The organism is Citrobacter sp. Cpo221, assembly GCF_030332345.1.
In the GTDB taxonomy this organism is placed as follows: Bacteria; Pseudomonadota; Gammaproteobacteria; order Enterobacterales; family Enterobacteriaceae; genus Citrobacter; species Citrobacter portucalensis.
Window position 1 is genome coordinate 43108 of sequence record NZ_JAOWIA010000048.1, and the last position, 12269, is coordinate 55376.

Annotated in this window: 12 protein-coding genes; 6 read left to right on the forward strand and 6 right to left on the reverse strand. The window is 53.1% G+C overall.

Features of this window, described 5'->3' with window-relative positions:
- Positions 1–2: 2 nt before the first annotated feature.
- The 5 genes from yidA to dnaA all read right to left on the reverse strand — a co-directional run bounded on the left by yidA (position 3) and on the right by dnaA (position 7050).
- Positions 3–815 (reverse strand): sugar-phosphatase, encoded by an 813-nt coding sequence (gene yidA, locus OGY72_RS09940; protein ID WP_286547715.1) that lies wholly within the window; start codon positions 813–815, stop codon positions 3–5.
- Between the two features lie 210 nt (positions 816–1025).
- Complete coding sequence (gene gyrB / locus OGY72_RS09945) at positions 1026–3440, reverse strand: DNA topoisomerase (ATP-hydrolyzing) subunit B (RefSeq protein ID WP_148361298.1); 2415 nt, start codon at positions 3438–3440, stop codon at positions 1026–1028.
- A 28-nt stretch (positions 3441–3468) separates the two neighbouring features.
- Positions 3469–4542 (reverse strand): DNA replication/repair protein RecF, encoded by a 1074-nt coding sequence (gene recF / locus OGY72_RS09950; RefSeq protein WP_181509893.1) that lies wholly within the window; start codon positions 4540–4542, stop codon positions 3469–3471.
- Complete coding sequence (gene dnaN / locus OGY72_RS09955; RefSeq protein ID WP_003023863.1) at positions 4542–5642, reverse strand: DNA polymerase III subunit beta; 1101 nt, start codon at positions 5640–5642, stop codon at positions 4542–4544. The genes recF and dnaN overlap by 1 nt, the downstream gene beginning before the upstream one ends.
- Positions 5643–5646: 4 nt before the next feature.
- The gene (dnaA, locus tag OGY72_RS09960) at positions 5647–7050 is read right to left on the reverse strand and encodes a chromosomal replication initiator protein DnaA (protein ID WP_003827078.1); all 1404 of its coding nucleotides are present in this window, start codon (positions 7048–7050) and stop codon (positions 5647–5649) included.
- 297 nt (positions 7051–7347) lie between these two features.
- Between dnaA and OGY72_RS24920 the strand changes: the two genes are divergently transcribed.
- From OGY72_RS24920 to mnmE, 6 genes are all read left to right on the forward strand, one after another.
- Positions 7348–7428 carry a hypothetical protein gene (locus OGY72_RS24920; protein WP_418222139.1) on the forward strand — a complete coding sequence of 27 codons (81 nt, stop codon included), beginning with the start codon at positions 7348–7350 and terminating at the stop codon, positions 7426–7428.
- 228 nt (positions 7429–7656) lie between these two features.
- Positions 7657–7797: a 50S ribosomal protein L34 gene (rpmH, locus tag OGY72_RS09965; RefSeq protein ID WP_003023858.1), complete on the forward strand. Its 141-nt coding sequence runs from the start codon at positions 7657–7659 to the stop codon at positions 7795–7797.
- 17 nt (positions 7798–7814) lie between these two features.
- The gene (rnpA, locus tag OGY72_RS09970) at positions 7815–8174 is read left to right on the forward strand and encodes a ribonuclease P protein component (protein ID WP_003844432.1); all 360 of its coding nucleotides are present in this window, start codon (positions 7815–7817) and stop codon (positions 8172–8174) included.
- The gene (gene yidD / locus OGY72_RS09975; RefSeq protein WP_003023846.1) at positions 8138–8395 is read left to right on the forward strand and encodes a membrane protein insertion efficiency factor YidD; all 258 of its coding nucleotides are present in this window, start codon (positions 8138–8140) and stop codon (positions 8393–8395) included. Before rnpA ends, yidD begins: the two co-directional genes overlap by 37 nt.
- Positions 8396–8397: 2 nt before the next feature.
- Entirely contained in the window at positions 8398–10044 is a 1647-nt protein-coding gene (gene yidC, locus OGY72_RS09980) for a membrane protein insertase YidC (protein ID WP_003827058.1), read from the forward strand.
- Between the two features lie 105 nt (positions 10045–10149).
- A complete protein-coding gene (gene mnmE / locus OGY72_RS09985) occupies positions 10150–11514 on the forward strand; it encodes a tRNA uridine-5-carboxymethylaminomethyl(34) synthesis GTPase MnmE (RefSeq protein ID WP_032945460.1) in 1365 nt (454 codons plus the stop codon).
- A gap of 68 nt (positions 11515–11582) precedes the next feature.
- Here mnmE and OGY72_RS09990 read toward each other — a convergent pair.
- Positions 11583–12269: hypothetical protein (locus OGY72_RS09990; RefSeq protein WP_286547718.1), on the reverse strand; the 687-nt coding region annotated here is incomplete at its 5' end.

Consider the following 12269-nt stretch of genomic DNA (forward strand, 5'->3'; position numbering starts at 1 on the left):
TCTTAATTCAGTGCAAACTTCTCTATGGCGTACGCGACGCCATCTTCAAGATTGGATTTGGTCACGAAGTTGGCGATTTCTTTTACTGATGGAATAGCGTTGTCCATGGCAACGCCCACGCCTGCGTATTCAATCATCGCGATGTCGTTTTCCTGATCGCCAATCGCCATCACCTCTTCGGCTTTAATGCCTAACGCATCGGCCAGCGATTTTACGCCCGTCCCTTTATTGACGCGTTTATCGAGGATTTCGAGGAAATACGGCGCACTTTTCAGCACGGTGTACTTCTCTTTTACTTCCGCAGGTATACGCAAGATAGCTTTATCGAGGATCTCCGGCTCGTCAATCATCATCACTTTCAGGAACTGGGTTGCGGGATCCATTTTCTCGGCTTCACAGAACGCTAGCGGGATGGTCGCGACAAACGATTCGTGCACCGTGTAGTAACTGATATCACGGTTCGCGGTATACAGCGTATTGCGATCGAGGGCGTGGAAATGCGAGCCAACTTCCCGGGAAAGCTGTTCCAGGTAACGATAATCATCATAGCTCAGCGCGGTTTGCGCCACGGTACTGCCATCCCCTGCTTTCTGCACCAGCGCACCGTTGTAGGTAATGCAGTAGTCACCGGGTTGTTCCATATGTAGTTCTTTCAGATAGCTGTGAACGCCGGCATACGGGCGTCCCGTGGTCAGCACCACATTCACGCCACGCGCGCGTGCCGCGGCAATTGCCGTTTTGACCGCTGGTGAAATGGTGTGATCGGGCAGCAGAAGTGTGCCATCCATGTCGATAGCAATAAGTTTGATAGCCATGAGTTCCCCGGATTAAATGAGTCCGTCCTCATGCTAACGCGATTCCGCTCAAAAAACAGCTACGAAAAGGGGGATAGAAAGGGGAATCGAGATTCCCCTTTTTGTAGATTGGTTGTCGTTTGTAGGCCTGATAAGCAACGCGCCATCAGGCACAATACAACGTCTTGCCGGATGGCGGCGTAAACCGCCTTATCCGGCCTACAGATTGGCTTAAATATCGATGTTCGCCGCTTTCAGGGCGTTTTCTTCGATAAACGCGCGACGCGGTTCAACGGCATCGCCCATCAGCGTGGTGAACAGCTGGTCGGCAGCAATCGCATCCTTCACGGTAACGCGCAGCATACGACGGCTTTCCGGATCCATGGTGGTTTCCCACAGCTGTTCCGGGTTCATCTCGCCCAGACCTTTATAACGCTGGATAGCGAGGCCACGACGAGACTCTTTCTGCAGCCATTCCAGCGCCTGCTCGAAGCTGGCAACCGGCTGGCGGCGCTCGCCACGTTCGATAAACGCATCGTCTTCGATCAGTCCGCGCAGCTTCTCGCCAAGCGTACAAATACGACGGTATTCGCCACCGGTAACAAATTCATGCTCCAGCGGATAATCGGTATCCACACCGTGGGTACGGACGCGGATCACCGGCTCGAACAGGTTCAGTTCAGCGTCTTTACGCACAAAGCTGTTCCAGGTGCTGCCGTGCATTTCTTTTTCATTCAGCACGTTAACCAACTGAGAAACCCAGGCAGTGACTTTCGCTTCATCAGCGAGATCGGCTTCATCTAGCGTCGGTTGATAAACCAGTTCTTTCAGCAGCGCTTTCGGGAAACGACGTTCCATACGACCAATCATTTTCTGCGTCGCGTTGTATTCAGAAACCAGTTTCTCTAACGATTCACCTGAAAGGGCTGGCGCGCTGGCATTGGTGTGCAGCGTTGCGCCATCCAGAGCGATAGAAATTTGGTACTGATCCATCGCTTCGTCATCTTTAATGTACTGTTCCTGCTTGCCTTTTTTCACTTTGTACAGCGGTGGCTGTGCAATGTAGACGTGGCCGCGTTCAACGATTTCCGGCATCTGACGATAGAAGAAGGTCAACAGCAGCGTACGGATGTGCGAGCCGTCGACGTCCGCATCGGTCATGATGATGATGCTGTGATAACGCAGTTTGTCCGGGTTGTACTCGTCACGACCGATGCCACAGCCGAGCGCGGTGATCAGCGTCGCAACTTCCTGAGAGGAGAGCATCTTGTCAAAGCGCGCTTTCTCGACGTTGAGGATTTTACCCTTCAGCGGCAGAATCGCCTGGTTCTTACGGTTACGTCCCTGCTTCGCAGAGCCACCCGCGGAGTCCCCTTCCACCAGATACAGTTCAGAGTGAGCTGGGTCGCGTTCCTGACAGTCCGCCAGCTTGCCCGGCAGACCGGCTAAGTCCAGCGCGCCTTTACGACGGGTCATTTCACGCGCACGACGTGCAGCTTCACGAGCACGCGCAGCATCAATAATTTTGCCGACAACGATTTTCGCGTCAGACGGGTTTTCCAGCAGATATTCGCTCAGCAGTTCGTTCATCTGCTGTTCTACCGCCGATTTCACCTCAGAGGAGACCAGCTTGTCTTTGGTCTGTGAGGAGAACTTCGGATCCGGTACTTTCACGGAAACAACGGCAATCAGGCCTTCACGGGCATCGTCACCGGTAGCGCTGACTTTCGCTTTTTTACTGTAGCCTTCTTTGTCCATGTAGGCGTTCAGGGTACGGGTCATCGCCGCACGGAAGCCTGCAAGGTGAGTACCGCCGTCACGCTGTGGAATGTTGTTGGTGAAGCAGTAGATGTTTTCCTGGAAACCATCGTTCCACTGCAGCGCAACTTCAACGCCGATACCGTCTTTTTCGGTGGAGAAGTAGAAGATATTCGGGTGGATCGGCGTTTTGTTTTTGTTGAGGTATTCAACAAACGCCTTGATGCCACCTTCGTAGTGGAAATGGTCTTCTTTGCCGTCACGCTTGTCGCGCAGACGAATAGAGACGCCGGAGTTCAGGAATGACAGCTCGCGCAGACGTTTCGCCAGAATGTCGTATTCAAATTCAACAACATTGGTAAAGGTTTCGTGGCTTGGCCAGAAACGGACCTGAGTCCCCGTCAGTTCTGTTTCGCCAGTTACTGCCAGCGGCGCCTGCGGCACACCGTGCACGTAAGTTTGCTGATGCACTTTGCCTTCACGACGAATCACCAGTTCCAGCTTCTGTGACAGGGCGTTAACGACGGAAACACCCACGCCGTGCAGACCGCCGGAAACTTTATAGGAGTTATCATCGAATTTACCGCCTGCGTGCAAAACGGTCATGATAACTTCCGCTGCCGAAACGCCCTCTTCCGGGTGAATACCGGTTGGGATACCACGGCCATCATCGGTAACGGACACGGAGTTGTCAGCGTGAATCGTTACCACGATATCTTTACAGTGACCCGCGAGCGCTTCGTCGATAGCGTTATCTACCACCTCGAATACCATGTGGTGCAGACCGGTGCCGTCATCCGTGTCGCCGATATACATACCCGGGCGCTTACGCACCGCATCCAGTCCTTTCAGGACTTTGATACTGGAGGAGTCATAAGAATTCGACATCAACGTTTCTCGCTCATTTTATCTTGGGTTAATCCGTTATTTTACCCTTTTCCACGGTAAACATCTTCGAATTTTCATCGGACATGTCTATAACGTGTTCAGCGCTGATTGCGCTGACAAAGACCTGAGATTGCGTGGCTTTTAAGCGGCTGGCCAGCAGTCCGCGACGCGCGTCATCCAGTTCAGAGGCAAAATCATCTATCAGGTACAGGCAGCGCCGCCCGCTTTCACGGGTCAGGAACTCCCCTTGCGCCAGACGTAAGGCGCACATCAGCAGCTTTAGCTGCCCACGCGACAATGTGTCTTCCACCGGCGCACCGTCGGCGCGAATGCGGAAATCCGCCTTATGCGGGCCGTGCGCAGTGTAGGTCAACATGCGATCGCGTTCAAAACTACGTTCCAGCACTTCGGCATAATCCGTCTCTTTCTCCCAGCCGCGCTGGAATGAGAAGGAGAGTGAAAACTCGGGAAGAAACTGCTGGCAGGTATCCGCCATATCCTGCGCGATACCGGCGCTGTACTCCGCGCGCCAGGTGCTGATTTGTTCTGCCAGTGGGATCAGTTCTTTATCCCACGGACGCAATTGCTCATAACGACTCACCTGGCGCAGCGCTGCATTGCGCTGCTTGAGCAGTCGCTTCAGGTTGCTCCAGGCGGTGAAAAATCCAGCTTCATTGTGAAAGCATCCCCAGTCAAGGAATGCTCTTCTGTATTTGGGGCCGCCATTGAGTAAAGTAAACCCCTCAGGCGTGATCAGCTGCATCGGCATCAGGTGCGCCAGTTCCGCGACCTTGTGCCCGTCAGTGCCGTCAATGCGCACTTTGCTGTCGCCCAGTTTATCTTTCGTCAGGCCAATCGACGTCTCACGTTCTTCACCCTGCAAACGCCCGTGTAAAACAAACGACTCCTGCTCGTGGCGAATCACGCGGCCAATCTGCAAACTGCGAAACGCCCGACCGTGGCCGAGCGTATAGATGGCTTCCAGCACGCTGGTTTTGCCGCTGCCATTCGCGCCAACCAGGAAGTTAAAGCCGGGGGATAAAGCGAGATCCGCGTTTTCGATATTGCGAAAATCGCGGATCAACAGGCGGGAGAGCGACATTACAGTCTCATTGGCATAACAACATAGGCAGCCGACTGTGATGCTGCATCTTCAATCTGTACGCTCGATACGGAATCTGTCAGCAGAATACGCACGTTCTCGCACTTCAGCGCGTTCAGAACGTCCAGTACGTAGCTCACGTTAAAGCCGATTTCCAGTTCTGTACCAGGATAGGAGACGTCCAGAATTTCTTCCGCTTCTTCCTGCTCCGGGTTGTTGGCGGTGATTTTGAGCTGGTTTTCGCTGACATACAAACGCACGCCGCGGAATTTCTCGTTAGAGAGGATCGCCGCACGAGCAAACGCCTGTTTGAGGATATCGCAACCGGCTTCCAGATGTTTGTCCGGATTCTTCGGCAATACGCGGCGATAATCCGGGAAACGACCGTCAACCAGCTTGGAAGTAAAGATGAAGTCACCCACGTGCGCACGAATGTTGTTGCTGCCAATCTGCACGCGCAGCGGGTTATCGCCGCCGTCGAGCATACGCATCAGTTCAATCACGCCTTTACGCGGCACGATCACCGAATGGCTTGGCAACGGCTGACCGACAGGCATTGAACAGACCGCCAGGCGGTGGCCGTCGGTCGCCACGGTACGCAGCTCTTCCCCTTCGGTTTCAAACAGCATGCCGTTTAAGTAGTAACGTACGTCCTGATGCGCCATCGAAAACTGCGTGGCTTCAATCAGGCGCTTCATCGTCGCCTGCGGCAGGGTGAATTCGACTTCGCTCTGCCAGTCGTCCAGATTCGGGAAGTCGGCGGCAGGCAGCGTAGACAGCGAGAAACGGCTGCGGCCAGAACGCACCAGCATACGGTCGCCTTCCAGTTGAACGGCAATTTCCGCGCCTTCCGGCAATCCACGGCAAATATCGAAGAATTTACGCGCCGGAACGGTGGTAGCACCAGGTTCATGAGGCTGGATCAGCGCCACGCGCGCCACCATCTCCATTTCGAGATCGGTACCGGTCAGCGAAAGCGTGCCGTCAGCAACCTGCAGCAGCAGGTTTCCGAGAATAGGCAGTGTAGGACGTCCACCCAGCGGGCCGCTGACCTGCTGAAGCGGTTTTAATAAATGTTCACGTTCAACGGTAAATTTCATAGCGTCACGAAGATAATGTTCTGATTAAATTGGAGAAATCTTCTTTAATATCATGGCTTTCTTCACGCAACTGCTCAATCTTGCGGCAGGCATGAAGCACGGTAGTATGGTCACGCCCACCAAACGCGTCGCCGATTTCCGGCAAACTGTGGTTAGTGAGCTCTTTTGCCAGCGCCATCGCCATCTGGCGCGGGCGAGCTACCGAGCGAGATCGACGCTTAGAAAGCAGATCCGCAATTTTGATTTTGTAATACTCCGCCACCGTCTTCTGAATATTGTCGATGGTGACCAGCTTTTCCTGCAAAGCCAGCAGATCGCGCAGCGCTTCGCGCACGAAATCGATAGTAATCGCCCGGCCGGTAAAATTGGCGTTGGCGATCACGCGGTTCAGTGCGCCTTCCAGCTCACGTACGTTAGAGCGTAGACGCTTGGCAATAAAGAACGCTACTTCACCTGGCAGACGAATGTCGTTTTCGTCGGCTTTTTTCATCAGGATCGCAACACGCGTTTCCAGTTCAGGCGGTTCGATCGCGACAGTCAGTCCCCAGCCAAAGCGGGATTTCAGACGATCTTCAACGCCGTTGATCTCCTTCGGATAGCGATCCGAGGTCAGGATGATCTGCTGATTGCCTTCCAGCAGGGCGTTAAAGGTGTGGAAAAACTCTTCCTGCGATCGCTCTTTATTCGCGAAGAATTGGATATCGTCAATCAGCAGCGCGTCAACGGAACGGTAGTAGCGTTTAAACTCTTCGATCGCGTTGTTTTGCAGGGCTTTGACCATATCCTGCACAAATCGCTCGGAGTGCATATACACCACTTTGGCGTTTGGCTTACGCGCCATAATGCCGTTACCGACAGCGTGCAGCAGGTGGGTTTTACCCAGACCCGTACCGCCATAAAGGAATAACGGATTGTAGGCGCCGCCAGGATTGTCCGCCACCTGACGTGCCGCCGCGCGCGCCAGTTGGTTAGATTTACCTTCAACGAAGTTATCAAACGTGTGTTTGACGTTGACGTTAGAACGATAGGTAGGTTCTGCCGGAGCCGGGACGTTATCCCAGCCTGGACGCGCCGCCGGAGCAGCACGTTGCGGTTGCACTTGCTGAGCCACATGGGCGGGCGCAACAACGTTGTTGACCGGCGTTTTCAGCGTTTGCGTGACGGGTTTAGTGCCGACTTCAAAGCGCAGCTGTGGGGCATCCGCGCCACAGAAATTATTGAGTAATCCATTAATATTATTAAGGTATTTATCCCTTACCCAATCGAGCACGAAACGGTTTGGCGCATACAAAGCCAGCGTGTTATCGCTCAGTTCCGCCTGCAACGGGCGTATCCACATACTGAACTCTGTGGCTGGTAACTCATCCTGCAATCGGGCAAGACACTGCTGCCAAAGCGAAAGTGACACGGCGGACTCCACTCGAACAAAAGTCGATAAATGACAAAGGCTGAAACATTCATGATTGTTGACGCACATCGACAAGACCCTATGCAAAGGGTGACGTGCGAATTGCTATTTGCAATTTTTACCCGATCAGGATCCATTGAAACGATCAGGACCGCGGATCATAGCGTAAACTGAGAAAGAGATCTTCTGTTTCTCACAGATTCTTCCCGATTTATCCACAGGATGATCCAGAATCGGCTAAGTGTAAACGATCCTGGAGAAGTGCTGCAGGTTTTAGCGCGCATATTGAAAAAATTAATGAGTAAAGATGCTTTACTGCTTAAACGATCTAATAAAGATCCCGAGCGATCCTTGCGCTTTATCCACCAGCCCGTATAATTCTTACCCCCAGCGAGTAACGGTCGCCTTACGGCGTCAACGCTGCCTGTTTTTTACGCGAAACCATGCGGAAAAAAGCGGGAAATAAGGAAAGAGAATTGACTCCGGAGTGTACAATTATTACAATCCGGCCTCTTTAATCACCCACACTGTGGCGTAAGTCGTTCGAAATTCGTTCGGGTATACGCAAAAGTCAGTGAATTTATTCAAGTTTAGGTAGAAATCGCCATGAAACGCACTTTTCAACCGTCTGTACTGAAGCGCAACCGTTCTCACGGCTTCCGTGCTCGTATGGCTAATAAAAATGGTCGTCAGGTTCTGGCACGTCGTCGTGCTAAAGGCCGTTCTCGTCTGACCGTTTCTAAGTAATAAAAGCTAGCCCCTGAGTGGTTAAGCTCGCATTTCCCAGGGAGTTACGTTTGTTAACTCCCACTCATTTCACATTCGTCTTCCAGCAGCCACAACGGGCTGGCACGCCGCAAATCACCATCCTCGGCCGCCTGAATTCGCTGGGGCATCCCCGTATCGGTCTTACAGTCGCCAAGAAAAATGTTAAGCGTGCGCATGAACGCAATCGGATTAAACGTCTGACGCGTGAAAGCTTCCGTTTACGTCAGCACGAGCTTCCAGCAATGGATTTCGTGGTGGTGGCGAAAAAAGGGGTTGCTGACCTCGATAACCGTGCTCTCTCGGAAGCGTTGGAAAAATTATGGCGTCGCCATTGTCGCCTGGCTCGCGGGTCCTGATAGCCCTCATTCGGGTCTATCAACGCCTGATCAGTCCGCTGCTTGGGCCGCATTGCCGTTTCACTCCAACCTGTTCGAGCTACGGAATTGAGGCATTGCGCAGGTTTGGAGTGATAAAAGGCAGTTGGTTGACGGTGAAACGCGTATTAAAATGCCACCCTTTACACCCTGGTGGTGACGATCCCGTCCCGCCCGGACCATTTGATACCAGAGAACACTAACGATGGATTCGCAACGCAATCTTTTAGTCATCGCTTTGCTGTTCGTGTCTTTCATGATCTGGCAAGCCTGGGAGCAGGATAAAAACCCGCAACCTCAGGCCCAACAGACCACGCAGACAACGACCACCGCAGCGGGTAGCGCCGCAGACCAGGGCGTACCGGCCAGTGGCCAGGGGAAACTGATTACGGTTAAAACTGACGTGCTTGATCTGACCATCAACACCCGTGGTGGTGATGTGGAACAGGCTTCACTGCCAGCTTACCCGAAAGAACTCGGTTCTACCGAACCGTTCCAGTTACTGGAAACCACGCCACAGTTCATCTACCAGGCACAGAGTGGCCTGACAGGTCGTGACGGCCCGGATAACCCGGCTAACGGCCCGCGTCCGCTGTACAACGTCGATAAAGACGCGTTTGTACTGGCTGACGGTCAGAACGAACTGCAGATCCCGATGACCTATACTGACGCAGCGGGTAACACATTCACTAAAACGTTTGTTCTTAAGCGTGGTGAATATGCTGTCAACGTTAACTACAGCGTGCAGAACGCCGGCGAAAAACCGCTGGAAATCTCCACCTTTGGTCAGCTGAAGCAATCCATCAATCTGCCATCTCATCGTGACACCGGTAGCAGCAACTTTGCGCTGCACACCTTCCGTGGCGCGGCGTACTCCACGCCGGATGAGAAGTATGAGAAATACAAATTCGATACCATTGCTGAAAACGAAAACCTGAACGTCAATGCTAAAGACGGCTGGGTCGCAATGCTGCAACAGTATTTCGCAACGGCATGGGTTCCGCGTAACGACGGCACCAACAACTTCTATACCGCTAACCTGGGTAACGGCATTGCCGCTATCGGCTATAAATCACAGCCGGTACTGGTACAGCCTGGCCAGACTGGCGCGATGACCAGCACCCTGTGGGTCGGCCCGGAAATTCAGGACAAAATGGCGGCCGTTGCACCGCACCTGGATCTGACCGTGGATTACGGCTGGTTGTGGTTCATTTCTCAGCCGCTGTTTAAACTGCTGAAGTGGATCCATAGCTTCCTGGGTAACTGGGGCTTCTCCATCATCGTTATCACCTTTATCGTTCGTGGCATCATGTACCCGCTGACCAAAGCGCAGTACACCTCCATGGCGAAGATGCGTATGCTGCAGCCGAAGATTCAGGCTATGCGTGAGCGTCTGGGCGATGACAAACAGCGTCAGAGCCAGGAAATGATGGCCCTGTACAAAGCTGAGAAGGTAAACCCGCTGGGCGGCTGCTTCCCGCTGATCATCCAGATGCCAATCTTCCTTGCGTTGTACTACATGCTGATGGGCTCCATTGAACTGCGTCATGCGCCGTTCGCCCTGTGGATCCATGACCTGTCTGCACAGGACCCGTACTACATCCTGCCGATTCTGATGGGCGTGACGATGTTCTTCATTCAGAAGATGTCTCCGACCACCGTAACCGACCCGATGCAGCAGAAGATCATGACCTTCATGCCGGTCATCTTCACCGTGTTCTTCCTGTGGTTCCCGTCAGGTCTGGTGCTGTACTATATCGTCAGCAACCTGGTAACCATTATTCAGCAGCAGCTGATTTACCGTGGTCTGGAGAAACGTGGCCTGCATAGCCGCGAGAAGAAAAACTCCTGATTCGGTGTAGGCCGGATTAGGCGAAGCCGCCATCCGGCAAACGGAACATAAAGTAAAGGGCGGTCATTAGACCGCCTTTTTTATTGCATTAAGAAGAGACAAACCATGAGCCATAACGACACCATCGTCGCTCAGGCCACCCCACCGGGACGTGGTGGCGTGGGTATCCTGCGTATCTCCGGCCTGAAGGCGCGTGAGGTCGCAGAAACCGTACTGGGGAAACTGCCCAAACCGCGTTATGCCGATTATCTGCCGTTTAAAGACGCGGATGGCAGCGCGCTGGATCAGGGGATTGCCCTGTGGTTCCCCGGCCCAAACTCCTTTACCGGCGAAGACGTTTTAGAGCTTCAGGGCCACGGCGGTCCAGTGATTCTTGACCTGCTGCTCAAACGTATTCTGACCATTCCCGGGCTGCGCATTGCCAGACCGGGTGAATTCTCCGAGCGAGCGTTTCTCAATGATAAGCTCGATTTAGCCCAGGCCGAGGCGATTGCCGACCTGATCGATGCCAGCTCAGAGCAAGCCGCTCGCTCGGCGCTGAACTCGTTGCAGGGCGCATTTTCCGCGCGGGTAAATCATCTTGTGGAAGCGCTCACTCACCTGCGCATCTATGTGGAAGCGGCGATCGACTTCCCGGATGAAGAAATCGACTTCCTGTCTGACGGCAAGATTGAAGCGCAACTCAACAGCGTTATCAGCGATCTTGATGCCGTTCGTGCGGAAGCGCGTCAGGGCAGCCTGCTGCGCGAAGGGATGAAGGTGGTGATTGCCGGGCGTCCAAACGCCGGGAAATCAAGCTTGCTAAACGCGCTGGCTGGCCGTGAGGCGGCCATTGTCACCGATATCGCCGGGACTACCCGCGACGTGCTGCGTGAGCATATTCATATCGACGGCATGCCGCTGCACATCATCGACACCGCCGGTCTGCGCGATGCCAGCGACGAAGTTGAACGCATCGGTATCGAACGTGCCTGGCAGGAAATCGAACAGGCCGACCGCGTGCTGTTTATGGTTGATGGCACCACCACCGATGCCGTGGACCCGGCTGACATCTGGCCAGACTTTATCGCCCGTCTGCCGGCCAAACTGCCGATTACCGTGGTGCGTAACAAAGCGGATATTACCGGTGAGACGCTGGGCCTTAGCGAAGTAAATGGCCACTCACTGGTTCGCCTCTCCGCGCGTACCGGTGAAGGCGTTGACGTGCTGCGTAACCATCTCAAACAGAGCATGGGCTTTGAAACCAATATGGAAGGCGGCTTCCTGGCCCGTCGTCGTCACCTGCAGGCGCTGGCAGAAGCTGCAGAGCATCTCGAGCAGGGTAAAGCCCAACTGCTCGGAGCATGGGCCGGAGAATTGCTGGCTGAGGAGCTACGTCTGGCACAGCAGAACCTCAGTGAGATCACCGGAGAGTTTACCTCCGACGATCTGTTGGGACGGATTTTCTCCAGCTTCTGTATTGGTAAGTAATTCTTCAGAAATTGGCCATTAATGAAAAATCCCGCCAGCACATTCTCTGGCGGGAACTACATAAATCATCATTTCATCGACAGCAATTTTTCATAGCTGGGATAAATATGCGGGATCTTTTCACTACTGCCATCGGGATAAGTTGCCGTAAGTTTGCCTGGAGCATCTGGAGGTGTCAATGTAACAACTTTATCGAAATGAATGACTGGCTCAATAAGGATGTTTTGAGTATTCCTAAGCCGAAAACGCCTTCGCCATTTTTCAGGGCCGGTATTTCCACCAAATAAGTTCAATGTTGTTTGATTAAATAAATGGCTAATAAATACTTCAGGGAAATAATCCGTTTTTAAGTCAAGATCTCCACTGACCTCTTTTGCCCTCCCTGTCCCATACCCGTCACTGAGGCCATAATCTCCAAAATCAAAGATATAACTGGTCTCAATGACTTCTTTTCCTTTCACCAGTGGAATATTATCCGCAATCCTGAAACTTACTCTCAGTGAATTTAGCTGCCACTGGCACGGCCCGCCACCATCAATGGCAATACTGATCTGCCACAGCCCCCCCATACCCTGCCGGACGAAAGGCTGCGTAAAACCGTTGTATCCCCGCACAGGATAAGATTCAAAGCTGGAGTTATAGCTTTTATCCATACACTTTTCAGAGCGGTAAAGAATCTGCATCGGCATTAGAGTGATGCCCTCTGGCATCCGGAATGACACGCTGACACGTCGGGCATTATCAGGAGGGGAAAG

Excerpts from the sequence above, each read along its gene's own strand:
- rpmH (WP_003023858.1), top strand. The coding sequence starts at position 7,657 with ATGAAACGCACTTTTCAACCGTCTGTACTGAAGCGCAACCGTTCTCAC.
- dnaN (WP_003023863.1), bottom strand. The coding sequence starts at position 5,642 with ATGAAATTTACCGTTGAACGTGAACATTTATTAAAACCGCTTCAGCAG.
- yidC (WP_003827058.1), top strand. The coding sequence starts at position 8,398 with ATGGATTCGCAACGCAATCTTTTAGTCATCGCTTTGCTGTTCGTGTCT.
- yidD (WP_003023846.1), top strand. The coding sequence starts at position 8,138 with ATGGCGTCGCCATTGTCGCCTGGCTCGCGGGTCCTGATAGCCCTCATT.
- gyrB (WP_148361298.1), bottom strand. The coding sequence starts at position 3,440 with ATGTCGAATTCTTATGACTCCTCCAGTATCAAAGTCCTGAAAGGACTG.
- recF (WP_181509893.1), bottom strand. The coding sequence starts at position 4,542 with ATGTCGCTCTCCCGCCTGTTGATCCGCGATTTTCGCAATATCGAAAAC.
- mnmE (WP_032945460.1), top strand. The coding sequence starts at position 10,150 with ATGAGCCATAACGACACCATCGTCGCTCAGGCCACCCCACCGGGACGT.
- OGY72_RS24920 (WP_418222139.1), top strand. The coding sequence starts at position 7,348 with ATGAGTAAAGATGCTTTACTGCTTAAACGATCTAATAAAGATCCCGAG.
- yidA (WP_286547715.1), bottom strand. The coding sequence starts at position 815 with ATGGCTATCAAACTTATTGCTATCGACATGGATGGCACACTTCTGCTG.